General features: G+C 50.0%; 23 protein-coding genes. 13 read left to right on the top strand and 10 right to left on the bottom strand.

Annotated features, from left to right (window positions below; genetic code table 11):
* Positions 1 to 4 precede the first annotated feature (4 nt).
* On the top strand, positions 5 to 832 hold the full coding sequence (locus J2Y43_RS30720) for an exosporium glycoprotein BclB-related protein (protein ID WP_309991804.1): 828 nt from the start codon (positions 5 to 7) through the stop codon (positions 830 to 832).
* Between the two features lie 22 nt (positions 833 to 854).
* A complete protein-coding gene (locus J2Y43_RS30715; RefSeq protein WP_309991801.1) occupies positions 855 to 1,640 on the top strand; it encodes a hypothetical protein in 786 nt (261 codons plus the stop codon).
* A 77-nt stretch (positions 1,641 to 1,717) separates the two neighbouring features.
* Here J2Y43_RS30715 and J2Y43_RS30710 read toward each other — a convergent pair whose 3' ends face one another.
* The 4 genes from J2Y43_RS30710 to J2Y43_RS30695 all read right to left on the bottom strand — a co-directional run bounded on the left by J2Y43_RS30710 (position 1,718) and on the right by J2Y43_RS30695 (position 5,467).
* Entirely contained in the window at positions 1,718 to 3,538 is a 1,821-nt protein-coding gene (locus J2Y43_RS30710) for an STN and carboxypeptidase regulatory-like domain-containing protein (protein WP_309991798.1), read from the bottom strand.
* Between the two features lie 14 nt (positions 3,539 to 3,552).
* A complete protein-coding gene (locus J2Y43_RS30705; RefSeq protein WP_309991794.1) occupies positions 3,553 to 4,542 on the bottom strand; it encodes a FecR domain-containing protein in 990 nt (329 codons plus the stop codon).
* Between the two features lie 6 nt (positions 4,543 to 4,548).
* Positions 4,549 to 5,121 (bottom strand): RNA polymerase sigma-70 factor, encoded by a 573-nt coding sequence (locus J2Y43_RS30700; protein WP_309991792.1) that lies wholly within the window; start codon positions 5,119 to 5,121, stop codon positions 4,549 to 4,551.
* Between the two features lie 121 nt (positions 5,122 to 5,242).
* On the bottom strand, positions 5,243 to 5,467 hold the full coding sequence (locus J2Y43_RS30695; RefSeq protein WP_090148710.1) for a hypothetical protein: 225 nt from the start codon (positions 5,465 to 5,467) through the stop codon (positions 5,243 to 5,245).
* Positions 5,468 to 5,651: 184 nt separating this feature from the next.
* Here J2Y43_RS30695 and J2Y43_RS30690 point away from each other — a divergent pair, with 184 nt between their 5' ends.
* Entirely contained in the window at positions 5,652 to 6,491 is an 840-nt protein-coding gene (locus tag J2Y43_RS30690) for a KilA-N domain-containing protein (RefSeq protein ID WP_309991787.1), read from the top strand.
* 49 nt (positions 6,492 to 6,540) lie between these two features.
* Positions 6,541 to 7,473 carry a LysR substrate-binding domain-containing protein gene (locus J2Y43_RS30685; RefSeq protein WP_309991783.1) on the top strand — a complete coding sequence of 311 codons (933 nt, stop codon included), beginning with the start codon at positions 6,541 to 6,543 and terminating at the stop codon, positions 7,471 to 7,473.
* A gap of 15 nt (positions 7,474 to 7,488) precedes the next feature.
* Here the strand turns inward: J2Y43_RS30685 and J2Y43_RS30680 are convergent, their stop codons facing one another.
* Together J2Y43_RS30680 and J2Y43_RS30675 are read right to left on the bottom strand one after the other, a co-directional pair.
* Entirely contained in the window at positions 7,489 to 8,670 is a 1,182-nt protein-coding gene (locus J2Y43_RS30680; protein ID WP_309991780.1) for an ATP-binding protein, read from the bottom strand.
* A gap of 101 nt (positions 8,671 to 8,771) precedes the next feature.
* Complete coding sequence (locus J2Y43_RS30675; protein WP_309991777.1) at positions 8,772 to 10,490, bottom strand: PHP domain-containing protein; 1,719 nt, start codon at positions 10,488 to 10,490, stop codon at positions 8,772 to 8,774.
* Positions 10,491 to 10,696: 206 nt separating this feature from the next.
* On the opposite strand from J2Y43_RS30675, the gene J2Y43_RS30670 reads away from it, so the two are divergent.
* From J2Y43_RS30670 to J2Y43_RS30660, 3 genes are all read left to right on the top strand, one after another.
* Positions 10,697 to 11,968, top strand: a complete 1,272-nt coding sequence (locus J2Y43_RS30670; RefSeq protein WP_309991775.1) for an AGE family epimerase/isomerase — start codon at positions 10,697 to 10,699, stop codon at positions 11,966 to 11,968.
* Positions 11,969 to 12,121: 153 nt separating this feature from the next.
* On the top strand, positions 12,122 to 12,319 hold the full coding sequence (locus tag J2Y43_RS30665) for a CsbD family protein (protein ID WP_223408664.1): 198 nt from the start codon (positions 12,122 to 12,124) through the stop codon (positions 12,317 to 12,319).
* Between the two features lie 125 nt (positions 12,320 to 12,444).
* Positions 12,445 to 13,434 carry a 3-hydroxyacyl-CoA dehydrogenase family protein gene (locus tag J2Y43_RS30660; RefSeq protein WP_309991772.1) on the top strand — a complete coding sequence of 330 codons (990 nt, stop codon included), beginning with the start codon at positions 12,445 to 12,447 and terminating at the stop codon, positions 13,432 to 13,434.
* Here J2Y43_RS30660 and J2Y43_RS30655 read toward each other — a convergent pair.
* Both J2Y43_RS30655 and J2Y43_RS30650 read right to left on the bottom strand, forming a co-directional pair.
* Positions 13,422 to 13,559 carry a hypothetical protein gene (locus J2Y43_RS30655; protein WP_309991769.1) on the bottom strand — a complete coding sequence of 46 codons (138 nt, stop codon included), beginning with the start codon at positions 13,557 to 13,559 and terminating at the stop codon, positions 13,422 to 13,424. The genes J2Y43_RS30660 and J2Y43_RS30655 overlap by 13 nt on opposite strands.
* 1 nt (position 13,560) lies before the next feature.
* On the bottom strand, positions 13,561 to 14,811 hold the full coding sequence (locus tag J2Y43_RS30650; RefSeq protein WP_309991766.1) for an alpha/beta fold hydrolase: 1,251 nt from the start codon (positions 14,809 to 14,811) through the stop codon (positions 13,561 to 13,563).
* A 171-nt stretch (positions 14,812 to 14,982) separates the two neighbouring features.
* On the opposite strand from J2Y43_RS30650, the gene J2Y43_RS30645 reads away from it, so the two are divergent.
* The 6 genes from J2Y43_RS30645 (at position 14,983) to J2Y43_RS30620 (ending at position 21,707) form a co-directional block, all read left to right on the top strand.
* Complete coding sequence (locus tag J2Y43_RS30645) at positions 14,983 to 16,290, top strand: cytochrome ubiquinol oxidase subunit I (protein ID WP_309991764.1); 1,308 nt, start codon at positions 14,983 to 14,985, stop codon at positions 16,288 to 16,290.
* A gap of 225 nt (positions 16,291 to 16,515) precedes the next feature.
* On the top strand, positions 16,516 to 17,541 hold the full coding sequence (locus J2Y43_RS30640) for a cytochrome d ubiquinol oxidase subunit II (protein WP_309991761.1): 1,026 nt from the start codon (positions 16,516 to 16,518) through the stop codon (positions 17,539 to 17,541).
* Between the two features lie 175 nt (positions 17,542 to 17,716).
* The gene (locus tag J2Y43_RS30635; RefSeq protein WP_309991758.1) at positions 17,717 to 18,463 is read left to right on the top strand and encodes a LytTR family DNA-binding domain-containing protein; all 747 of its coding nucleotides are present in this window, start codon (positions 17,717 to 17,719) and stop codon (positions 18,461 to 18,463) included.
* Between the two features lie 135 nt (positions 18,464 to 18,598).
* Complete coding sequence (gene fucP / locus J2Y43_RS30630) at positions 18,599 to 19,855, top strand: L-fucose:H+ symporter permease (protein ID WP_309991755.1); 1,257 nt, start codon at positions 18,599 to 18,601, stop codon at positions 19,853 to 19,855.
* A 40-nt stretch (positions 19,856 to 19,895) separates the two neighbouring features.
* Entirely contained in the window at positions 19,896 to 20,684 is a 789-nt protein-coding gene (locus J2Y43_RS30625) for an SDR family oxidoreductase (protein WP_309991752.1), read from the top strand.
* Between the two features lie 9 nt (positions 20,685 to 20,693).
* Positions 20,694 to 21,707, top strand: coding sequence for a zinc-binding alcohol dehydrogenase family protein (locus tag J2Y43_RS30620; protein ID WP_309991749.1), 1,014 nt, complete (start codon positions 20,694 to 20,696; stop codon positions 21,705 to 21,707).
* A gap of 177 nt (positions 21,708 to 21,884) precedes the next feature.
* Here J2Y43_RS30620 and J2Y43_RS30615 read toward each other — a convergent pair whose 3' ends face one another.
* Both J2Y43_RS30615 and J2Y43_RS30610 read right to left on the bottom strand, forming a co-directional pair.
* Positions 21,885 to 23,003, bottom strand: a complete 1,119-nt coding sequence (locus tag J2Y43_RS30615; protein WP_309991746.1) for an ABC transporter permease — start codon at positions 23,001 to 23,003, stop codon at positions 21,885 to 21,887.
* Positions 23,000 to 24,106, bottom strand: coding sequence for an ABC transporter permease (locus tag J2Y43_RS30610; protein ID WP_309991743.1), 1,107 nt, complete (start codon positions 24,104 to 24,106; stop codon positions 23,000 to 23,002). The genes J2Y43_RS30615 and J2Y43_RS30610 overlap by 4 nt, the downstream gene beginning before the upstream one ends.

Here is a 24,106-nt window from a genome sequence, read left to right as displayed (position 1 = left end):
TCCCATGAAAAGACTATATGTTTTCAACGTTCTTCCGTCCTCTCTGCAATGGAAGGGGACAATCCTGACTCTGCTTCTCGCATTGTCTGCATTCGTTGCCAATGCGCAAGTTGGTATTGGGACTATCTCGCCGAATACCAGCGCTCAGTTGGATGTTCAATCGACAACCAAAGGATTATTGACTCCCCGCATGCTTGATACCGAGCGCGCAGCCATTGCTAGCCCTGCTACCGGCTTGCTTGTATATCAAACCAATGGAGATGCCGGCTTCTGGTATTACACCGGCTCAGAGTGGGTTCCGCTGAAAAGCACCGCGGCAGCCGGCGGAGGCGCCATCATTCCATACGCATCAGGTACTCCTGCTGTGATGACGACCATCCTGGGTGGTTTGGTCGGTACCACTTCGGTAGTAGGCTTTGGAATCAACACCCCGGGCGTGTCGCTGGTTGGAGGTCTGATCGACGCCACGACCCTCACCAACATGGCCTTCTCCGTGCCACGGGACGGCACAATTACGTCCATTGCCGGCTTTTTCAGCAATACGGTTGCTCTGGCCCTCGTAGGTACCACAGTTACCGTACAGGCTCAATTGTATTCTGCACCTGCGGGTAGCAATAGCTTTGCACCAGTTCCCGGTGCATCCGTAACCCTCGCACCAAGCTTGACCGCTATAGTGTCAATCGGCTCTACCTCTTCCGGACAGACCACCGGCCTGAATATTCCGGTAACTGCGGGCACAAGGTTGTTACTCGTTTACTCGGCTACCGCAACAGGACTTTCCCTTATTAACACAGTAACCGGATACGTCAGTGCGGGTGTCGGCATCAACTAAGAATTACAAAAACGCATTCTAAATGAAAAGATCTTATATCTTAAATGTCTTCTTGTCCCCTTCAAAATGGAAGGGGACATTACTGACAGCTCTCTTCGCGCTGGTCGTGCTGGCGGCTAATGCGCAGGTTGGTGTCGGTACAATTTCTCCGAACGCCAGCGCACAGCTGGATGTGACATCGACGACCAAGGGGCTTTTGATCCCGCGTATGACGGATACCGAACGCACTGGTATTGCAAGCCCCGCTACCGGCTTGCTGGTTTATCAGACCAACGGTGCTGCCGGCTTCTGGTATTTTGACGGAACCACATGGCAACCATTCATGTACGGTGTTGCGGCTTCTCCTGCGGGCTTTACCGCCGCGTTGAGCTCTTTGACCGTCAATGCAAACAGCGCGATTACGGGATACAACCAATTATATGCCGACGGAGCAGGCCTGAATACCGCAGCAGGAACTTACACCGTGCCGGCAACAGGCAGGTACCGCATATCAGCGACTGTCAACTACACGACCACCGCGGCCATTTCGGTTGCGCTGGGAGCCAGCGTAGATCCAAGGATAGCCTTGCGTGTGAACGGTACGGAAACTTTGACGGGACTCTTTCCTATTCTTAACGTCAATGTAGCTCTGGTTCTAACTTTGCGGGCGATTTTGGGTAGCGGTACAGTGGTGGTGGCTGGCGACCTCCCACTGAACGCCGGCGACGTCCTGGATCTCCAATATGTAGCCGACGGCCTCACCATCAACCTCAACCTGGGGGGCACCGGTATCACTAACGGAATTGTATGGTCTGTCAGGAAACTGTAATACGTAACTAAATAATTGGTTAATGATACAAAAAGAGGGTTTCCCATCGCGGGAAACCCTCTTTTTGTATTTAACCTCTACAATTTGCCATACCGCCAGCTGATACCTGCCTGCCAGCCGATCCAGGAACTCACTTTCTTGCTTCCGAGATCGATGTTTGGGTAGCCAGACAATGGGAATGACTTGTACCCTTTCTTAGCCTCTATGCCATCGCTGTCAAACACCGAATAGGACGGGCCCGCAAATAGCAGGAAATTCCTCCCGACCTTGTAAGTTGCAGCGATCTGCAAACGGGAAAGCGATGGTACTTTCTCCCAATCGCCTTGATACACGTTCTGGCTCAGTATTTCCACGAAGAAACCCGTTTTTCTGAACGGAAAGAACTCTCGCCCGATACCTGCGCCGAATGTCCGTACTTTTTCCGTTCCGCTGAAACCGGTCCCGACTATCAGCAAGCTGTAAAATTTATGCGTTCCCATTTTCCAAGCCACATTCACCGGCGCAACCTCCGTCGCATATACCGAAATGTTGGAAGTGCTTTTCCTGACGATATTAATAAGTCCGATACTCGCACCAGCGGAGCTGTCGGCGATGTTGACGATGCCTATCTGCACGCCCCGCATTACTTTGGCATAATTGAATGGCGCCAGCTGCGCACCCTTGATATTCCTGGCCATATTGAGCCCGCCGGAAATTTGCGTCGCGCGGACCGAGTCGCGGGCGTTGTTCGCGGCGCCGGCAATCTGTACTCCTTCAAAAACACCCCGCACCTGATTGTACCCGCCGGAAATCTGCGCGCCGTGGCCTCCGTTACGGATCAGCCCGATAGCTCCTGTAACCTGCGCTCCGACAATGCCTCCTCCTGCCCTGCTCAGGAAACCGCTCACCTGCACACCATCCACGTGCTTGCGTACCATGCCGCTAAACCCGGAGATTTGCACTCCATGCAGCGAATCCAGGACATTATTACTGAAACCGGCTACTTGCACACCATTCACATGCCCGGATACCACATTGAAAGCCCCTGCAAGCTGCACATAGCGAACATTCTCCTTCGAAATATTAAAGCCTCCGGCTATTTCGACTCCGTTAACACCCGCTGTGTATCCGCCCGCAATATTTAGCGAAAACTTGTTGACCACCTGTCCGCTCATGCGCCCATGCGTGCCCAACCCGGGCGTAAGCGATGCCTGGTACGGCAATGCCACAAAGAACCGACCGATATTCCGGCTCTGCGCGCGTAGGCGCTGGGAAAGAAACAGGCGGCCGAGCCAGGTGGATTCGCCTTCCGAATAGCGTACAATCAGCGGATCGAGATCCACGGCTTTGGGCTGTATCCGCATGGTTCGCGCCGATTCCTCTGTGCTGTTGATGACCATCGTCGTATCCCCGTACCCTACCTTACTAACCGTGAGGTAAATGGGAAAAGCCCGTTCCTTAATGCGCAGCCTGAAACCTCCGTCGTCTTCCGACAGTGTCGACACGAGCAATTGCCGCGAATACACACTCGCATAATCGACCGGTTTCCCCGTCTCATCATCCAGAATAAGTCCAGTAATATGGAACGACTTTTCCTTCACACCCGGCAGAATGATCAGGTAATCGCCCTTTTCTTTGTATTGAAACCTGTTGAAAAAAAGCTGGTCGAGTACCTGCCTCACCGGCTGCCGGCTCACATTTAATGTAACCAGACTGTCGCCCGCGATGAGGTTGCTGTTGTAGGAAAAATAGAACTTACCCTGCTCGCTCATGGTTTTCAAAACAGCAGAAACCGGCTGTCCCTTTACAGAGATATCAACCGGTTTATTCAGAATCTGCTGCGCAAAACTCCCGCACGGGGTCATTATCAATATCACAGCCAGCCTTAAAACAGTACGGAATATAGAATTCTGATTCATCCCGAAAGATAAGGCTATTTCAAAATGATCTTGTCACCATGGTGTTCAACTTTAAGTGAAAGGGTTTCGCTCACAACGCCCAGGATACTTTCAAGGGAATTCTGGTCGAAAGTGGTGTTGATGGGCAGGTTCCTCAGCCGCTCGTTACCGATCACGATATCAGCCTCGTAAGCTTCATTCAGGATTTCAACCAGCCGCCAGAGTGGTGTACCGTCGCAAAACAGCCTGCGGGTGCGATAGTAATTATGAAACTCGTCCGAGGTGACGCCCTTATGCATTTGTGCGCTCGCCTTCACGATGGTAGCTTCTTCCCGGGGAGTAATGCGTATCCGCTGCGTGTCCCTGGAAACCTCTACAATACCGGTTTCGACGATGACCTCCGTTTTCTCCGCATTGTCTTTTACATTGAAAGAAGTACCGACCACTTTTACCGTCACATCATTCACCGAAATAACAAAAGGTTTCGATTTATCCGGTTTTACGTCGAAAAACGCTTCACCGGCAAGCTGCACGTCGCGTGTTTTTCCTTCAAAATCCTTTGGATAGGTGATGCTCGACTTCCTGTTAAGGGTCACGACCGAGCCATCCGGCAACGTATCGGAGAGTGTCTCCGTACCCGACCTGACCGTCAGCATTTCATGAGAGGAACTGCGTATCGAGAAAAGGTAACTCAGCCAGCCCACGCCGGCTGTCATGAGCACCATCGCCACCATTCGCAGGATTCGGAATACCGGTTTGGGGTACATGGGTAGTACCTCCGCCTCCTGCTCTTTCGCCCTCGTACGTGTTTTGAAGCGTTCCCAAGCGGCATTTTCATCCACGGTGCTCATACGGGCGAGGCGCTTGCTTTCGTTCCAGATGAGTTCAAAATGCTCGAAGTAACGCTGGTTATCGTCGTCGTCGAGCAGCCATTGCTTGATCTCGATCTGCTCCGCAACGCTGGCCTCGTCGAGCATCGACTTCACCAGCAATTCATCTATGTTCGGGTTGTGTTCTGTTTTCATGACTGATCAGCTGAGGAAAAAAAGTAAAAAGGACGCCGGAAGAAAATCGGCCAGTTTGACCCGCAGAAGCCGCAATGCCTTTCCCATCTGGTTTTCGACCGTTTTGACGGGCAATTGCAGGCGGTCGGCGATTTCCTGGTACTTCAATTCTTCGAAACGGCTCATTTGGAAGATCGTCCGGCACTTCTCGGGCAACTCCCGCAATGCGATGTCCAAGCGCGATTCGAGCTCGGATAGTTCGAGCGCTTGCGAAGCACTGGCGCTCTGTTGCTCCTGCTGTAAAGTGTAGTCGCGGTGCGCTTCCCGTACTTTCAGGTGTTTGAGGTAGTTCAGGCTCTCGTGGTACACCGACCGGTACAAATAGCCGCTGACCGACTCGCGGATATCGATGTGGTCGGTCTTCTCCCACAACCTGCAAAATACATTCTGGACCATCTCTTCGGCCATGATATCGTCCTTCAAAATAGTGCAGGCATAGGCATGCAGCCCTTTGAAATGTTTCTTAAAAACCTTCTCAAACTCCGATTCCCTGTCCCTGCTCAAAACCGTTACGTGGTCATCCGCTAAGGCTGCATTCATTGCACCGACTGGTTTATGTAAAAAAATAAGCGCCCGACTCGGGTTGTACGATATATTGACAACCGGTCGGGCGCTTACCCTAAATTTTGCCGAAAAATATTCGGGCTAATGTTCTCGACTTCTACTTTTTCTTCGCTGCCTTGGTCGTATCGGCTTTGTTGGTTTTATAGCGTTTGTCGGGTGTACCGTCCTTTTTAAGGTGTTTGTTTTCCTTGTAGCGTTTATCAGGGGTACCGTCCTTTTTCAGTTTCGCTTCTGTTTTTTGCTTTTCTGCCGTAGTCTGTGCAAAAATCGGTGTCGCCACCGCCATAAGAGCCAGCAACATCCATGCTTTCAGGTTTTTCATAGTTGACAAAAATTTATGTGAGCGATATTTTAAAGTGGGGCTAAGTTACAATTCCTGAGGGAAATGCAAGCGGGACGAAGCTTGGAAGAAGTAAGTTTAATGAGGATTTAATGCTACTACAAGCTGTGACCTTTTGCAGCGGCTGTCGTAAAAGAAGAATGTATCAACCAAAACATTCTTCCAAATGAAAAATCAGAAGCTTATTGTTAATGATCAGGAGATTGGCGTGCTGACCCGCGAACATGGTGATTTCATTTCCTTGACGGATATCGCAAGGCAAAAGGATAGAGCCCCGGGTCTGGTAATTTCAAACTGGATGCGTAACAGGTTCACTATTGAATTCAACGGACTTTGGGAGCAAATGCACAATCCTAATTTTAAACTACTCGATTTCGAGTATATTAAAAATGAAGCCGGGGGTAACAGCTTTGTGTTGACCCCAAAACATTGGGTCGAGAAGACGAATGCGATCGGTATCATGTCAAAATCGGGACGATACAACGGAGGAACGTTTGCGCATAAAGACATCGCATTCGAATTTGCCTCCTGGATTTCAGCATCTTTCAAGCTTTATCTGATTAAAGAATTCCAGCGGTTAAAAGACGAAGAAAACAAGCGCCTGCAACTCGACTGGGATTTGCGGCGCAGTCTGGCGAAGATCAATTACACGATCCACACCGACGCAGTCAAAGAAAATCTGATCCCCAAAGAGCTCGATCCCATCGCTATCAGTAAGATATACGCCGAAGAAGCCGACATTCTGAACCTCGCGCTTTTTGGTATGACCGCTCGTGACTGGGTGAAAATCAATCCGAACCGCGGTAACCTCCGCGACTCGGCTACGCTGGAACAGCTCGTGGTACTTTCTAATCTCGAAAGCATTAATGCAATGCTGATCGGTCAGGGACGACCGGCAGTTGAGAGAGCTATTGAATTAAACAGGATTGCGATTATTCAAATGAAGTCACTTGTTACAAACCAATCACTACAAAAAGCTCCTCTTCCATTAAATCAATCAAAGTGATAACTATTACCTTTGCATAAATGAAATTTATAGAAATCATTAACAAACAATGAATATCCAGCAACTGGAATACATCGTCGCAGTCGACAACCATCGTCACTTCATTCAGGCTGCGGAGCATTGCAATGTGACGCAGCCTACGCTTTCGATGATGATCCGCAAATTGGAGGAGGAGCTTTCGGTCAAGATTTTTGACAGGACCAAACAGCCGATTGTTCCTACCAGCGTCGGACGTGAGATCATCGATCAGGCGAGGGTGATTTTGCGGGAAACGTCGCGGATTAATGAAATCGCCAAGCATTTTAACGGCGACCTCTCCGGAGAGCTGCACGTGGGCGTCATTCCGACCATCGCTCCCTATCTGCTGCCCCATTTCGTGAATCCGTTTATCTCCAATTTTCCGGATATTAAACTTCACGTCTCCGAAATGATCACGGATCGCATTATTACCGCGCTCAAAATGGGGAATCTCGACGTCGGAATCATTGCCTCCGTCTCCGAAGAAAACAGTTTGCAGGAAATCCCATTGTATAAGGAGCGCTTTTACGCCTACGTTTCCGAAAAAACGGACTTGTATTCCAAACAATACATCCTTCCGACCGACATTGAACCCAATGAGCTCTGGCTCCTCGAAGAAGGCCATTGCTTCCGCACGCAGATCCAGCGCCTGTGCGAGCTAAGCCGCAGCAGTCAGTTCGGGAGCAGTTTTAGTTACCGCTCGGGCAGCATCGAAACACTCATCCGTATGGTAGAACGCAACGGCGGCATCACCATCCTGCCCGAAATGGCCGTTATGGAGTTGTCGGAAGAACGTCAGAAGCACATCCGCCATTTCCGCTTCCCCGAGCCCGCGCGCGAGGTATGCCTGGTCGTCAACCGCGAACAAATGAAGGCCCGGTTGATCGACGCACTGCGGGAGGGCATCATGGCCCATTTGCCCGAGGGGATATTGAATAAGGATTTGGAGGTAAAAGTTTTATAGGTAAAATGGGAGGCCTTATTGCAAAAAGCCTCCCCATATAAACCCTTCGAACACTCTGACGGGATGTCTGCCGATCACATACGACTCGCTAATATCGAGGTTCCTGGCCAGTGATGCGGTATTCTTTAAATCGGCCTCGGTAGCGGTTTCCTTCACTTCGAAGCACTGCTTTTGATCGAGTATAAAGTCAATTTCGCGGCCGGTTTTAAGCTGATAGTAAGCGACTTCCCCCAGATGCATCAACTGATTGAAAACGGCATTTTCAAATTTCGACCCGCTGCTGAGCTCACCAGCGAGCGACGCAATGCCATTATCGAGAAAGTAAATCTTCTTTGCTTTCACTATTTCGCGGTCCGGGCTATTTGCAATCACAGGGATTGTTCTAATTAAATAGCTCTTTTCAAGAAGATCCAGATAATTCTCCACCGTTTGTCGCGCCATTCCGGTCAGACTTGTCAATTTTGAAATATCCAGTTTAGTCCCAATGCGCACCGACAGCAGTTTGATAAGCTTGTACAGATTCGTTGGACTACGAATGTCAGAAAGCAATGTCAGGTCAAAGTTGATATATGAGCTAATAATGTCACTGATCAAATCACGCTTATCCTCCGCTGAATCCGCCAAAACTACCTCTGGAAAGCCACCAAAATCAATGAATTCGTTGTAATAGCCTTTCAAACGCTCATATTCGGAAGTAACAAATTTGCTTGCCTTCTGAACATCAACCTTACCCACTTGCACTCCTTTGAATGCCAATAGTTCGCCAAAAGTCAGTGGGTATATTTCAAAGATTTTCTTTCGCCCGGCCAATGACTCGGAGAACTGGCTCTTCATATAATAGGCACTCGAACCGGTGACGATAAACTTAACATCGTAAGTGTCGTACAGGTATTTGAGCACACTGGGCAAGTTGAGTACCAGCTGAATTTCATCGATGCATATCAGCACTTTCTTCGAAAAATCCGTTCCCTGGCGGCTGAGCGCCTGAACAATGGTTTCGTAGTTCGGTTCGGAGAAGAGCGCACGCACATCTATCCGCTCTAAATCGAAATAGTGTTTCTGGGAGATGTCACATTGCGCCATCAACTGCTTCAAAAGTGTTGTCTTCCCTGTCCTCCGCATTCCTGTGAGAACGGTGATTTGTCGCTTGGTCGAATGGGCCAGAAGTTTGGGATAAATGTAGCGTGTGACAAACATAGGTTTACTACTTTTAAAGTGCACTGCAAATATAGTTATACTATTTCACAACCATATCTTAAAAATAGTATAACTATTTTATAACCGCACTCTAAAAACCGTTAACCTATTCTAGCAGCCCGGCCTCTCAAATACTCTTCGATCTGCCCCAAATTCAGCGCATTAAAGGTCATATCCTTCGTCAATCCCCCTTTTCTTGCATTTGCTACGCCATAATGCATATCCAGGTAGCCTTCCATCGCGTGGGCGTCAGGATTGATGCTTAGCATGACACCTTTTTCCATGCAATAGGCGATCCACCGCCAGTCGAGGTCGAGACGCCAGGGAGAAGCGTTGATTTCGATCACTACTCCATTGGCGGCGCAGGCGTCGATAATTACCTGGTGGTCGATCGGATAGCCTTCGCGGGAAAGAAGCAAACGGCCGGTAGGGTGTCCCAAAATAGTGGTATACGGGTTTTCGATGGCTTTCAAGAGGCGGGCTGTTGCCTTTTCGAGAGTCATCGAAAGGTTACTGTGAACAGAAGCCACAATATAATCGAACGAAGCAAGTACATCCGCCGGGTAATCGAGCGAGCCGTCGCCGAGGATGTCGGATTCTATTCCTTTCAGTATTTTGAATGGTTTTGCAGGGTTTTCGGATGCGAAACGTGCATTTAATCGGGCGATTTCTTCATGCTGTCGTTCCACGTCTTCCACTTTCAATCCCTGTGCGTAAGTGGCTGTTTGAGAGTGGTCGGCGATACCGAGGTATTCGAAACCCAGTTCACGGCAATAGACTGCCATTTGTTCGAGGGTGTGCTGACCGTCAGAATAAGTGCTGTGGTTATGCAAAATGCCCCTCAGATCATCCCAGGTCACCAGTTGATCAGGTGTACGCGTCTCCGCCCACGCGAGCTCTCCTGCCCCTTCCCGCATTTCGGGCACGATGTAGGGTAGCCCCGCTTTTTCGTAAATCGCATGCTCGGTATCGGCGGTTTCATAATAGGCGTGGCGCCAGATGGTGTTACCCGAAGTCCCTGCCAACCCAAGGTGATCCTCACCGGCGGTTTCAAGAAACAGCTCATTCACCAGCCTCTCCGGTTTCACCGCCACGATTTCGATGGCCACGGCAACATCTTGGATATTGCCACGCCAAACAAAGGGAGAGGATTTCTTCTCATCCTGCACCAACAGCCCGATAGAGCCAATCGTATTTTGAAGAAGTGCCGGAGAGTCGGTTCCGACAAGAATCCGGATCGTTTCCACCACCTCTGATTTCCTTCTGATTTCGCCCGCCGCTTCTACCTGCTCGAATGTCTTCTTTAATTCATTTATGATCGAGTTCGCGGCGGCCTCGGCTTTATCCATGCGCAGTTTACCGGCCTGGTCTTTGAGGAATGCCAGCGAATCGAGGATCTTTTGCTGGGTATTGGCCCCGAAACCTTTGACTTTGGCAACCGTGCCGTTCAAACACGCCAGTTCCAGCTCATGCAGGTTGTCTATACCCAGTTCCTGCCACAAAACGGCGATCTTTTTAGGCCCTATACCTTTGATATTGAACATTTCCATCACCCCCAGCGGCGTGTTGGCGATCAGCTCTTCCAGTTCCGGGAATGTGCCGGTTTTCGCTATTTGCGCGATTTTGGTAGCCGTACTTTTCCCAACCCCCTGCAATTTGGTGAGTTCCTGCTCGGTCATGAATTGCAGCTCGCCTTCCTTGTATTTATCCAGGTAAAAAGCCGCTACGGAATAGCCTTTGATCTTGAAAGGATCGGCATTATGAAGTTCCAGCAGCTTAGCAGTTAGTTCAAGGACTTCTACGATTTCAGAATTACTCATGGGGATCGGGATTGATGAATTCTCTGCGAATTACGAAGTATGGATCAGCATTTGCAAGCACACGACCCGCAGGAAATGCCTTCGCAGAGTAAATATTCCACAAAAAAATATTTATAGTGATAATTAACCTGAACCGAATAGCCGCCCCCGGCTTCGTGAAAGTATATCCAACAACCATTTCAAAACTCTGACCATATTTTAGACCAATGAATGTAGATCAATTGAAAAGCTACCGCGAGGAAATTCGCCAGCATTTGACAAACGAATTGCTCCCCTTTTGGGAAAACCGCGCTGTGGACAAGGAAAATGGCGGCTTTATAACCCATTTCGATAATGCAGGCAACGATTCGGGCGAGGACGAGAAGTCGCTCATCGCACAGACGCGCACGGTTTATACATTTTCTTCGGCGCACCGTGCAGGTTACGGCGAAGGCCGCTATGCCGAAATCGCACGGCACGGGGTGGATTTTCTGATCAACAAAATGTGGGACAATGAATATGGCGGGTTTTACTGGCTGATGGACCGCAAGGGCAATGTAAAAATCGACGAAAAAATCGTCTACGGACATAGTTTCGCAATTTACAGTCTGGCTGAATACACACTGGCCACCGGCGATCCCCGCGGACTCGAATATGCCGAAAAGGTTTTTGATTTATTACAAAAACACGGAGCAGACACCTATTACGGCGGCTATTTTGAAATGTTCCACCGCAACTGGGACCTCAAAGGCCCCGGCGCGGCGGGCGGCGACCGCAAAACGCTCGATGCGCACATGCACCTCATGGAGGCATTCACTACCTTATATGAAGCGTCAGGCAAGCAGGTCCATCGCCGTAAGCTCGTTGAAATTATCCGTTTGCTGATCAACAAAATCATGCACCCGCAATACAAAACGGGCATTCCGCAGTTCTGGGAAGACTGGACTGTGGCGCCTCAGATCAAATTTGACATTATCTGGGGTTGGGACCGTTTCACCGAGGATGGTGTGAAGAGCGCTGCCGAAGACAACACCAGCTATGGCCACAACGTGGAGTTTGCGTGGCTGCTCATGCACGCACTCGACATCGCCGGCATTCCTTATGACGAATACCACGACCAATTGAAGGCATCCTACGACCATGCGGTGGAATATGGTATCGACTGGGAGTTCGGGGGCGTGTACGTGGAAGGCTCTCACTCAGGCGAGGTGTACGACCGCGAAAAGGAATTCTGGCAGCAAGCCGAAGTTATTATCGGTATGCTCGATGCTTACCGGGTTTACGGCGACGAAAAGTATTTGAGAGCTTATGACGCTACCCACCGTTTCGTAATTGATAAAATGATCCACCATTCGGTTGGCGAGTGGCTGCCGCTGTTGACACGCCAGGGTGAGCCTATCTGGAAGCACATGAGCCATTCGTGGAAGGTCAATTATCACTCGGTGCGCTCTATGGTACAGGGGATCGTCCGCCTGGATAAGCTGATTGGAAGCAATTAGCCACGCTTTTGGGACGTTCCGTGTAAATTTTTGCTCAGTGATGAATGCCAAATGCGGCCAGCAAGCCGGTTTGCGCGTTGGAATGGTTCTTTAAAATGATAGTATATAAAGCGCTTGAAAAGGCGCCATTATCAAACTTAAAACCACACAATCATGAGCTCATTCACACAGCAAGTTAAAGGTAACTGGAACGAACTCAAAGGAAAGTTCAAGCAACAATACGCTGACTTGACCGACGACGACCTGCTTTATGAAGAAGGAAAAGAAGATGAACTTCTTGGAAAAATTCAGAAGAGGATCGGTAAAACCAGAGAAGAAGTGGAACGTGAAGTGAATAACTGGTCGAACTAGATCCTGACACAGGTCGATATAAGCCCCGGAATCGTTGATTCCGGGGCTTTTTTGTAGTAACCGGCTGCCGGGATACGTTTTTAACAGTATATTACCTGCATTAAATCCTAAATCCGTTTTCTGAAATGAATCCAAATGAAATCCCTGTCGGCATAGTTGGTCTTGGTTTAATGGGTTGCAGCATCGTAACCTGTCTGCTCATCGCCGGCCACCCGGTGGCGGCAGTAGCCCCCATTCCTGCGGATCTCGATCACGCCGAACGCCGAATCCGTGAACATTTGCAGAACGCCTGGCAAAACGGGATCATCGACAACGAGCCGGAGTATTATTTGCGGAAACTGATCATTACGGAAGACTATTCAGTACTCTATCCCTGCAAGCTTGTTAATGAATGCACGATCGAGAACATCGATATCAAGAATGCGGTGTATCAGAAGATCGAGAAAGAGATTGCACCAGACGCGCTGCTTACCAGCAACACTTCGGCTATTCCGATCAGTCAGCTCCAAAAACTGACACAGCACCCGTCGCGGTTCCTGGGCCTGCATTGGACCGAGCCCGCGCACACGACCCGATTCCTGGAAATCATCTGCGGCGACGATACAGACATTCAAAACGGGGAATACCTGTACGAGCTCTCGCATTTGTGGGGCAAGGAACCTATTCTGGTTCGGAAGGACATTGCGGGTTTTATCACCAACCGCCTGATGTACGCCATGTACCGTGAGGCGATCAGCCTCGTCGAGAATGGATATGCCACCATTGAGGACGTCGACCGCTCCTGCCGCAACAATGCAGGGTATTTCATGACGCTCGTCGGGGTGTTCCGCTGGATGGACCTCACCGGCGTGCCGGCCTACCATACCGTGATGAAAAACCTCCTTCCCACGCTCAACAACAGCACCCAAGTACCCGAGCTGATCGACAAGGTCGTGCGCGAAGGCGGCAAAGGGATACTCAATTCACACGGCTTTTATGAATACGAGCCAGGCGAAGCGGAGGTTTGGGAAGAAACTTTTAAAGAGTTTACTTATGATATTCGCGAGCTGGCGTTGAAATATCCCGGGGATATTGTGAAGCGGCGGCTGGCTGAAAAAAAGAATCAGGAATCTTGATTATTCCATCCCATTGCTTTGCAAAATTCGTCATAGGAAATTGTATCACCTTTATCGCGCTCTTGCGTAATTTCCAGCAATAACTGGTCTTCGAGTTCCTGATTTTCGATCTCCTCGTTTTCCATATTATTCGAGTTTGCTGTCTTTCAAAAACACCGTCGTCCCGGAAATCCCATCCGTATCCTTCAAATAGAAAAAGGCATATTTATAGCCTTCTTTCGGGATGGGTTGCACGATCGTTTGCGTGTCCTCATCGATCGTCACAGGGCTGTGCTGCCATACGCGGTGCTCGTTGTCAGAGGTAAGATCATTGGTATAATAAAACTCCGCGGAGGCTACTTGCTTGCCTGCAACAGGTTTCAGGATCACCGTTAACTGATTTTTATCCAAACTAATGGTACTCGCCGTCACGAACGGGCGAGGGTTACCATTTAATGCGCCATCGAAAAAGGTACGGATTTCAACAGGCGCCCAACCGTCCTTATGGCTGTGAGGCATGTTCGGGATAATGCAGATCTGTTTGTTTTTACTTAACTCATAGGTTTTCATGTAAGGCCCCACATTATAGTGCTTATCCTTGTTTCCATTAATAAAAAACATAAATGGCTTGGAATACGCCAGGTAAGCCGACGGGTCAAAGAACTTCATCCAACGCCCTTTGGCCGATGGCGATAATGCATTCAGGTTTTGTTTGAAAACATCGGATTCATCGTAAAAACCACAGCCATAAACCGGCGCGGCGGCAATGAAACGGCTATCCAGGCTCGCCACCAGGCAGGTAAGGTAGCCACCCCAGCTAATGCCGGTCACACCGGTACGCAGCGGATCTACTTCCGGGAAACTTAGCAATAACGAATGCGCCAGAATGCCGCTCGCCACGGCGTGGTACGTCCATACATTTTTCAAACTGCCTTTTTCGATCTTTTGAAACTTGTTTTCATTCGATTGCTCAGGCCCGGGTTGCTCTATCTTCTTACCGTCCGCGCCATTACCCGACAGATCCATCGCAATGGCCGCATAACCTTCATTTGCCCATTTCTCGACCCATTCACGAAAAGCCTTTCCCCCTCCACCGTGAATGAGTACCAGGCCAGGAAACTTCTGGTTCGTCGTGGGGCGACCGGCAACGATGTCCGGATTGGAGTAGTAGGCAAACACCTCCGTCGGTTTTCCTTCGAAATCGACGCTTTTGTACAATAGCGATCGTACGACGCTGGTGTCATCGAGCCAGCGGGACTGCGGGGCCTTGCTGAGCTCGTTCAGGTCCCAAAGCAGGGTATCGACCCGGATATGCCGGGCATCGATCAGCCATGGTTGTTGAAATTGCGCGCTGGTGCCGCCGGCCAGCAATAGCAGTATGGCAATGATTTTTTTCACCCTGTTCATGGTTATTTTTAACGCTTGAAACATTTTGATAAAAAAAGGCCAAAAACCCGATCATTTTAGTGCAAATGATGGTTCTTCTAGAAAGTCTTGACTAGTTTTGAAATACCCTTTGGCAGCTGTTCCTAACCCGGAAAAAGGTATTTTTTCAGTAAATCTATTCCCATGAACGACTTCATAGCCGCCAGATCCCAAATGGCCCTTTCCCTGGGCTTTCACATTATATTTTCCTGCATCGGAATGGTTATGCCGTTCTTTATGGCGGTTGCCCACTACTACTATCTCAAAACCGGCCAGATTGTCTATAAAAACGTTACCAAAGCTTGGAGCAAGGGCGTTGCCATTTTCTTCGCAACCGGTGCGGTATCGGGTACGGTGCTTTCGTTCGAACTCGGGCTTTTATGGCCGGAGTTTATGAAACACGCCGGGCCGATTTTCGGGATGCCGTTTTCCCTGGAAGGAACGGCATTTTTTATTGAAGCGATCGCATTGGGTTTTTTTCTTTATGGCTGGGACCGGTTCAATCCGTGGTTCCATTGGTTCACGGGGGTAGTCGTGGGTGTGAGCGGGCTCGCGTCGGGGATTCTCGTAGTGGCCGCCAATGCGTGGATGAACAGTCCGGCGGGTTTCGAACATTTGAATGGACAATACCTTAACATAGACCCCATTGCGGCGATGTTCAACGAAGCGTGGTTTTCGCAGGCGCTGCACATGACGATCGCCGCATTCGCGGCCACGGGCTTCGCAGTGGCGGGTGTACACGCGCTGATGATCCTGCGTGGGAACAATGTACTTTTCCATACCAAATCGTTTACGATCGCCGCAGTATTCGGCTGCGCAGCAGCGCTCGTGCAACCATTGAGCGGTGATATTTCCGCCAAGGATGTGGCAATCCGGCAACCTGCAAAGCTGGCAGCGATGGAGGCACATTTCCATACCGAAAAATCGGCGTCTCTGATCGTGGGGGGCATTCCCAATGAGACAGAAAAAAAGGTCGACTTCGCGATCAAGCTGCCGGGTTTCCTGAGCTTTCTCGCGCACGGTGATTTCACGGCAGAAGTAACGGGTCTCGACCGTATTCCGGAGGAAAACCATCCGCCGGTCGCGGTGACGCATTATGCATTCCAGATCATGGTTGGGATGGGTATGGCCATGATGCTCGTTTCGGTACTCTATTTTACAGCATTATGGAAAAAACGAAAGTGGTTGCAGGAGCCCTGGCTTTTGAAATTGTTCGCCATAGCGACTCCGCTGGGTTTCATAGCCGTTGAAGCCGGCTGGACTGTGACCGAAGTGGGCCGCCAACCGTGGATCATTTACGGCATCATGCGCACCGCCGATGCCGTTACTCCCATGCCCGGCATCGCCTATTCATTTTATCTTTTCACCGCCATTTACGCCTCACTGGCCGCATTTGTAGTATTCATGCTCTACCGGCAGATTAAAATGGTTGGGGAGTTGTACGATGTTTAATGAGTGATGGGTCAATGTGTGAATGAGGGCAATTTCGCATGATTGAATGACCGAGCGGGTAGCCGGAGCGATGATCGAATGATGTCATGAGTTGTCATGAAATTGTCAGGAACCAGTTAAAACATAACACCCGACGATCCATTTCTCACAACACTTGACCATTCTTGACAACACCTGACCATTCACTCATTCAATCATTCACTCATTCAATCATTCAAAATTAAAATGCTTTACATCGTCATCACATACCTCTGGGCGTCGATCCTGTTGTACCTGCTGCTGGGCGGGGCGGATTTTGGCGCGGGGATTATCGAACTTTTTACCTCGCAGAAAAACAAGCAGGTTACCCGCAAAACGTTGTACTCTGCCATTGGGCCTATCTGGGAAGCCAATCACATGTGGCTGATCATCGCGATTGTGATCCTGTTCGTCGGGTTTCCGGTGATTTATTCAACCATGTCGGTAAACCTGCATATTCCGCTAACCATCATGCTGATCGGTATTATTGCTCGGGGAACGGCCTTCACGTTCCGGCATTATGACGCCGTGGTAGACGATATGCAGCATCTCTACAATACCATCTTTGCGATTTCCAGTTTCACAACGCCGCTCTTTCTGGGTATCATCGCCGGCAGCGCAGTATCCGGACATATCGATCCACAGGCCGATTCCTTCCTGGATGCCTATATTTTCAGCTGGTTGCATTGGTTTTCGGTCACAGTTGGGCTGTTCACTGTATCTATTTGCGGCTTCCTGGCATCGGTTTACCTGATCGGCGAAACGGATGTCGAGCATGAGCGGCTACGGTTTGCACATAAAGCGCAGTTTTTCAATATCGCGGCGGTTGTCTGCGGGGCATTGGTGTTTGCTGCCGCGTGGTTCGAGCATATCCCGCTGTTCGACTGGGTTTTCGGAAACTGGATCGGCCGCATTGCCATTCTCTCGGCTACACTCTCGCTAATCTGGATGTGGACTTTGCTCTACCAGGGAAAAATCAGCCTGCTGCGGCCGCTGGCGGGTTTCCAGGTGACGATGATCCTCCTTACCACGACTTTCCGGCACTTTCCCAACATCGTTATTCTCAAAGGCGGCGGCTATTTGTCGCTCACCGAGCACGCCGGCCAGGAGAAAACGATCGAGGCGCTGGCGTGGGCGCTGCTGCTCGGTAGCATTCTGATACTGCCTGCGCTTTTTTACCTGATTTACAGCTTCCAGAAAAAGCCCGTCGGCTACGAAGGGCAAGCCCACTAAAATCACCTTCAAAAGCACTCAAAATCGGGTTGGTTTGGCGCTGTCGTTCCTTTCAATAACCGTTTGGTACCATACGGACATTGGAATAAGCTCGGTTGTGCCCGTTATCATACTTTGTGAAAAAATCGCAGCCGGGTGAGCTGCATTCACAAGGTATTTTAACACCATACCCACTATGATAAAAGCGCTGATCATCGACGACGAGCCAAGAGCCCGCAATGTTTTGCACCAGCTTATCATCAGCTTTGTGCCCGAAATCAACGAGGTACGAACTGCCGCATCCGTGGAAGAAGCCAGGGGCGTACTGGAATTCTATCAGCCCGATCTGGTCTTTCTCGACATAGAGATGCCCCACCAGAACGGGTTCGACTTTTTACAGCTCCCCAACAACCCCGATTTCGACGTGATCTTCATTACGGCCCACAACCAGTACGCCATCCAGGCGATCCGGTTCAGTGCGCTGGACTATCTGTTGAAACCCATTAGTCCGGAAGATCTGAAAGAGGCCGTGAAGCGGCACAACACGAAAAACGAGAGTTCGCGGCAGCGCAAAATGCTGTTCGAAAACCTGGCCGCCAATATCGACAAGCGGGATGTGAAGGATTTCCGGCTGGCGGTTCCTTCAAGCGAGGGCGTTTTCTTCTTTTTGGTGCATGAAATCCTTCGCCTGGAAGCCGACCGGAACTACACGATCATTCACCTGATCAACAAACGGCCGTTCATCGCGAGCAAAACGCTAAAACATTTCGAGGATATGCTGGCCAAGTTCCGTTTCATCCGGACCCATAAATCCCACCTGGTCAACCTCGACCATATCATCCGGATCAGTAACAACAACGAATTCATCATCCTCTCCGACGGCTCGCGCATTGAGGTATCTCGCAGGAAAAAGGACGAAGTCCAACGGCAACTGAACATCTGAAATCCAGCCTTTGCAAAACAATGTATCGGAATATTTATGGGGCAAAGAAGTATTTCCCCCTAAAAAAATAGAATTCCTTTGCATTGTTTTGTTTTACTTTACAGCCGTTCCTGCATCTATTAATTTTTAACCTTTATGACCGATCGTAAGACGCGGCTGGCTGTCATCCTCATCACGTCACTGTTTTTTCTATGGGGCTTTGCCCTTAATCTCAACCCGATCCTGATCCCGCATTTAAAAAAAGCCTGTCAGCTCAGCGACTTCCAATCAGCGCTGATCGACTCCGCTTCCTACATTGCCTACTTCCTGATCGCATTGCCCGCGGGGCTTTTCATGAAAAAGTATGGATACAAAGCGGGTATCGCCTTTGGATTGCTGCTTTTTGCCACCGGGTCGTTTCTCTTTTATCCCGCGGCCGAAATGCGGCATTTCGGGTTCTTCCTGTTTGCATTGTTTGTGATCGCGAGCGGGTTGACGATGCTCGAAACCGCGGCCAACCCTTACATTACCGTGCTCGGCGATCCCGAATCGGCTACACAAAGACTCAATTTTGCCCAGTCATTTAATGGCCTGGCAGCGTTTCTGGCACCATTAATGGGCGGCAAATTCATCCTTTCCGGTAAAACGCTCAGCGAAGCCGAGCACCAGGCCATGTCGCCCGACCAGTTGAATGCCTATCTGAATGAGGAAGCCTCATCGGTACAGATCCCATTTATACTGATCGGATTGGTCGTACTGTTCGTAGCGGTGATGATCTGGCGTACTTCGTTGCCTGAAATCAAGGAGGAAGAAGAAGTAGCAGATCAAAAACCGAGCGGCTCGATCTGGGGCGAGAAGAACCTGATCCTGGGTACCACAGCGCAGTTCTTCTACGTGGGTGCGCAGGTGTGTATCAGTAGCTTCTTTATCCGTTTCGCCGACCATGTGGCTGGTATCGATGAAAAAACGGCTGCATATCTGCTTTCCGGTGCGTTGCTGGCATTTATGATCGGCCGGTTTATTGGTACTTACCTGATGCGTTTTGTAGCTCCTCCCCGCTTGCTGGCGATTTACAGCGTTGCCAATATCGTTTTGCTCATCATTGCAGTACTTACCGACGGCATGTTCTCGGTTTACGCATTGGTAGGCGTCGAATTCTTCATGTCGATCATGTTCCCGACGATCTTCGCATTGAGTATCCGCGGATTGGGTGAAAAAACCAAAATCGGCTCATCGCTCGTGATCATGTCGATCGTGGGTGGTGCGTTTTTCCCGGTAATTATGGGGCAAGTATCGGATATTTCGTCCATTCAAACAGCTTACATAGTCCCTGCGGTGTGTTTTCTCGTAGTACTATACTTCGCGATCCGTAACAGCTCCGTGAAAAGTGTGACGCTAAGCACGTCGCATTGACAGATAAGCTATTCATTTATAAGTTTTTATATTAATCATAATGGATTTAAAACTTCAAAATAAGGTGGTCATCGTGACCGGCGGTGCCAAAGGTATCGGTGAGGGCATCGTACATGTGCTGGCATCCGAAGGTGCGATTCCCGTGATCGTAGGCCGAAACGCGGAAGATAACCAAAAGGTAGTCGACGCGCTGGCGGCGGCAGGTAAGGAATCTTTTCAGGTAGCGGCCGAACTTACCCAGCCTGAGGCATCCGAAAAGGCAGTCAATGCTGTTTTGGAAAAATATGGCCGGATTGACGGTCTGGTCAACAATGCCGGGGTAAATGACGGTGTGGGGCTTGAAAACGGTACCTACGAAGGCTTTATCGCCTCTTTGCACAAAAACGTAGTGCATTACTACCTGATGGCACATTACGCATTGCCGGCTTTGAAAGCTTCCAAAGGCTCCATCGTGAATATCAGTTCCAAAACCGCGGACACCGGCCAGGGCGGAACGTCGGCTTATGCCGCTTCCAACGGCGGGCGCAATGCATTGACCCGCGAGTGGGCGGTAGAACTGCTCAAATACGGCATTCGCGTGAACTCGGTGATCGTTGCCGAATGCTGGACGCCGCTCTACGAAAAATGGATCGAAACCCTGCCTAACCCACAAGAGAAACTGGCGGCGATCACGGCGAATATCCCATTGGAAAACCGCATGACAACCGCCGAAGAAATCGCGAACATGACCGTTTTCCTGCTTTCGGAGAGATCCAGCCATACTACCGGACAGCTCATTTATGTCGACGGCGGCTATGTCCACCTCGATCGCGCACTGGCCAATTCCTGATACCGATCAATGGAAATACTCGTTTGTACCACGCCCGGCTCGTTCTCCTACGAACAAGCCGAGGCGCCGGTAGCCACCCCGGGACATACCATACTGAAAATTAAAAGAATAGGCATTTGCGGAACTGACTTGCACGCCTATGAGGGCACACAGCCTTTCTTTCACTACCCAAGGATACTCGGTCATGAACTGGCCGGCGAGATCGTAGAAACCGATGCGCCGGGTTTTGTAAAAGGCGAAGCAGTAACGTTCGTCCCGTATTTCAACTGCGGCAAATGCGTTGCCTGCCGAAATGGCCGTCCCAACTGCTGCACCAGCCTGAAAGTGTCGGGCGTGCATATCGACGGCGGGATGGTGGAATACCTCTCCGTCCCTTCCTACTCGCTTGTGCACGGCGACGGACTCAGTTTCGATGAGCTCGCGCTCGTGGAGCCGCTCGCAATAGGCGCGCATGGCGTGCGCCGCGCGGATGTACGTAAGGATGAGTTCGTACTCGTCGTCGGAGCAGGGCCTATTGGCTTGGGAACCATGGAATTCGCGCGCATCGCCGGTGGAAAGGTGATCGCCCTGGATATCAACGACCAGCGCCTGGCATTCTGCCGTGAGCGCCTCGGCGTAGCGCACACCATCAATGGCCTTCATGAAAATGCCGGAGAACGCCTGGCGGAAATCACAAACGGCGATATGCCCACCGTTGTCATCGACGCGACCGGTAATTTACGTGCCATTAACACTGCATTCGCGTACTTGGCCCATGGAGGAAAATATGTGCTGGTAGGTCTTCAAAAAGGCGAAATCGCATTCAGCCACCCCGAATTCCACAAGCGCGAGGCGACATTGATGAGCAGCCGAAACGCCACCCGCGCCGATTTTGAACATGTGATCCATAGCATGAAAAACGGTCTGGTAGATCCGAAAACATACATCACCCACCGTGTAGCATTCGGGCAGGTAAAGGATGAATTCGAAAGCTGGCTCGACCCGGCGAATGGGGTTATTAAGGCGATGGTGGAGATGGATTGATGGGCTTCGGTCGACCGCTGACGGCTGACCGCCGCCCAAGGACCGCTGACCATAGACCATGGACCATGGACAAATAGATCATGAATCTTCATTGCATCGAATATTCAAATAATGGTCCGCGGTCGATGGTCCATGGTCGGCCGAAGGCCAAAAACGCGGCGGTCGGCGGTCAATAACTCAATTCGTCTTCTTATAATTCAGAATGGCCCAGCCATTAAGAATCACTGCCATTAATGCAACTACCCCGACGTGCGGTAATACATCCGCAAAGCTGCTGCCTTTGAGTATGACCATTCGCATGACCTCGATCATGTAACGCACCGGATTGACGCGCGTGATCAGCTTGGCCCATTCGGGCATGCTGTCGATCGACGTAAACAGCCCTCCCAGCAGGATGAACAGCATCATGAAAAAGAACATGATGAACATGGCCTGCTGCTGGGTATCACAAAACGTCGATACCAGCAAACCAAAACCCAAAACAGCCAGCAAATACACGGAAATAAATGCATAGAGCGTCAGCAAGCTTCCTACCGGCACAATCCCGTACACAAACCGCGCTACCAGCAGGCCGATCGTGAAAACGATATTTGCCAGCACCCAAAAGGGGATTAGTTTCCCCAATATAAAAATGTGCTTCCTGATCGGCGTCACGTTGATCTGCTCAATCGTCCCGATCTCCTTTTCCCGTACGATGTTCAATGCCGACAAAAAGCCGCCCACCATTGTAACCAGGATCGCCAGAATGCCCGGCACGATGAACACTTTGTAATTCAAAACCGGGTTGAACCAGTTGGAAGCCACCACATCGATGACCGGAAACTGACTGAACCGCGGCGGAGTAACAAGCTGCATCCGGATATCCGCATTAAAATCCCCGATAATACTCCCCAAATAAGACCCTCCCAGGCTCGCTTTGGTACCGTTAATCGCATTCACCGCCACAAAAAGCTTCTCGTGATCTTCCCGGATCAGGTTTCTTTCAAAATCGTGCGGGATTTCGAGGATCAGGTCGGCCTTATCGGATTCGATCAGGCCGAATGCTTCTTTGAACGACGCATTATAACCCGTAAGCCGGAAGTAGCCGGATGCTACAATTTTAGAAATCAGCTTTTGAGAATAGGACGATTTATCATGATCGACCACCGATAAATTGATGTTCCTGACCTCATAGTCGGCTGCGAGCGGCATCAATATCAGCTGTACCATCGGCATAAAAAAGATCATCGCCACAATGGCCTTATCTCTGAAAATCTGCCTGAATTCTTTGCGTAACAGAAATCTTAATGTCCTCATTGCAAACGGATTTTAAAGCTTTTCAAACTCACCAGCAGCAGAAACACGGTCATACCGAACAGAATCAGCGTCTCTTTCCAAAGCGCCGCCAACCCTAACCCTTTGATCATGATTGATTTGACGATAATGTAAAACCACTTGGAAGGCACAATGTTGGAAATCACCTGCAGCGGTACAGGCATGTTCTCGATCGGGAACAGAAATCCGCTGAACATCATCGTCGGCAACAGCATACCCATCAGTGAGATAAGCATAGCGATTTGTTGGGAGGAGGTTTTAATGGATATGAAAATACCCAGCGCCAGACAAGTGATGATAAACAATGTGCTTTCCGCGAATAGCAGTGCTACACTTCCTTTCACCGGCAAGTCCAGCACAAAAACACTGAGCAGCAAAATCGCCGTCACGTTCACGAGCGACAATGCGAGGTAGGGAAATGCCTTGGCAAAAATCACGAGCACCGGCTTGAATGGCGATACGAGCAGGATCTCCATCGTACCTGTCTCCTTTTCGCGGACGATAGAAATCGCGGTCATCATTACCGAAACCAGCAGCAGTACCAGCGCCATCACGCCCGGTACGAAACCGTGAGCGCCTTTGAGCTGCGGGTTATAAAGCATTCGCACCTCGGGTGTAATGCGGTAAGGAATTTCCAGGTTCTGATTGAGCTGGTTCTGGTAATCCATGATAATCGACGACAGGTAATTGGTGACCATGTTCGCCGTATTCACATCACTGGCGTCGGTAATGATCTGGATCTGGGCCTTGTTGTGGTGCAGCAAATCCTCATTGAAATTGGCCGGAAACACCACCACAGCCTTGATCTTACCCTTCTGAAAGGTGCCCAATATCTCGTTATGGCTCAGTGCTGCCTGTCGGATGTTGAAATACCGGCTCGAACCGATCTTCGTGAGCAGCTCCTGCGAGGCATTATCTTTGGCATAATCCACCACCAGGATTTCGGAATCCTTCACTTCGTTGGTCAATGCAAAGCCAAAGATCAATATCTGCGCAATGGGCATCCCAAACAGGATCAGCAGCGTGCGGCGGTCGCGGAGCACGTGGTAAAATTCCTTTCTGACAAACGCGAGAAACTGTTTCAT

Origin of the sequence: Dyadobacter sp. BE31 (assembly GCF_031457695.1) — a bacterium.
Lineage (GTDB): Bacteria > Bacteroidota > Bacteroidia > Cytophagales > Spirosomataceae > Dyadobacter.
This window is presented reverse-complemented; position numbering and strand designations above follow the sequence as displayed.

Excerpts from the sequence above, each read along its gene's own strand:
- J2Y43_RS30620 (WP_309991749.1), top strand. The coding sequence starts at position 20,694 with ATGGAAATACTCGTTTGTACCACGCCCGGCTCGTTCTCCTACGAACAA.
- J2Y43_RS30675 (WP_309991777.1), bottom strand. The coding sequence starts at position 10,490 with ATGAGTAATTCTGAAATCGTAGAAGTCCTTGAACTAACTGCTAAGCTG.
- J2Y43_RS30700 (WP_309991792.1), bottom strand. The coding sequence starts at position 5,121 with ATGAATGCAGCCTTAGCGGATGACCACGTAACGGTTTTGAGCAGGGAC.
- J2Y43_RS30705 (WP_309991794.1), bottom strand. The coding sequence starts at position 4,542 with ATGAAAACAGAACACAACCCGAACATAGATGAATTGCTGGTGAAGTCG.
- J2Y43_RS30615 (WP_309991746.1), bottom strand. The coding sequence starts at position 23,003 with ATGAGGACATTAAGATTTCTGTTACGCAAAGAATTCAGGCAGATTTTC.
- J2Y43_RS30655 (WP_309991769.1), bottom strand. The coding sequence starts at position 13,559 with ATGGAAAACGAGGAGATCGAAAATCAGGAACTCGAAGACCAGTTATTG.
- J2Y43_RS30640 (WP_309991761.1), top strand. The coding sequence starts at position 16,516 with ATGCTTTACATCGTCATCACATACCTCTGGGCGTCGATCCTGTTGTAC.
- J2Y43_RS30635 (WP_309991758.1), top strand. The coding sequence starts at position 17,717 with ATGATAAAAGCGCTGATCATCGACGACGAGCCAAGAGCCCGCAATGTT.
- J2Y43_RS30690 (WP_309991787.1), top strand. The coding sequence starts at position 5,652 with ATGAAAAATCAGAAGCTTATTGTTAATGATCAGGAGATTGGCGTGCTG.
- J2Y43_RS30660 (WP_309991772.1), top strand. The coding sequence starts at position 12,445 with ATGAATCCAAATGAAATCCCTGTCGGCATAGTTGGTCTTGGTTTAATG.
- J2Y43_RS30710 (WP_309991798.1), bottom strand. The coding sequence starts at position 3,538 with ATGAATCAGAATTCTATATTCCGTACTGTTTTAAGGCTGGCTGTGATA.
- J2Y43_RS30625 (WP_309991752.1), top strand. The coding sequence starts at position 19,896 with ATGGATTTAAAACTTCAAAATAAGGTGGTCATCGTGACCGGCGGTGCC.
- J2Y43_RS30680 (WP_309991780.1), bottom strand. The coding sequence starts at position 8,670 with ATGTTTGTCACACGCTACATTTATCCCAAACTTCTGGCCCATTCGACC.
- J2Y43_RS30645 (WP_309991764.1), top strand. The coding sequence starts at position 14,983 with ATGAACGACTTCATAGCCGCCAGATCCCAAATGGCCCTTTCCCTGGGC.
- J2Y43_RS30715 (WP_309991801.1), top strand. The coding sequence starts at position 855 with ATGAAAAGATCTTATATCTTAAATGTCTTCTTGTCCCCTTCAAAATGG.
- fucP (WP_309991755.1), top strand. The coding sequence starts at position 18,599 with ATGACCGATCGTAAGACGCGGCTGGCTGTCATCCTCATCACGTCACTG.
- J2Y43_RS30695 (WP_090148710.1), bottom strand. The coding sequence starts at position 5,467 with ATGAAAAACCTGAAAGCATGGATGTTGCTGGCTCTTATGGCGGTGGCG.
- J2Y43_RS30670 (WP_309991775.1), top strand. The coding sequence starts at position 10,697 with ATGAATGTAGATCAATTGAAAAGCTACCGCGAGGAAATTCGCCAGCAT.
- J2Y43_RS30685 (WP_309991783.1), top strand. The coding sequence starts at position 6,541 with ATGAATATCCAGCAACTGGAATACATCGTCGCAGTCGACAACCATCGT.
- J2Y43_RS30720 (WP_309991804.1), top strand. The coding sequence starts at position 5 with ATGAAAAGACTATATGTTTTCAACGTTCTTCCGTCCTCTCTGCAATGG.
- J2Y43_RS30665 (WP_223408664.1), top strand. The coding sequence starts at position 12,122 with ATGAGCTCATTCACACAGCAAGTTAAAGGTAACTGGAACGAACTCAAA.
- J2Y43_RS30610 (WP_309991743.1), bottom strand. The coding sequence starts at position 24,106 with ATGAAACAGTTTCTCGCGTTTGTCAGAAAGGAATTTTACCACGTGCTC.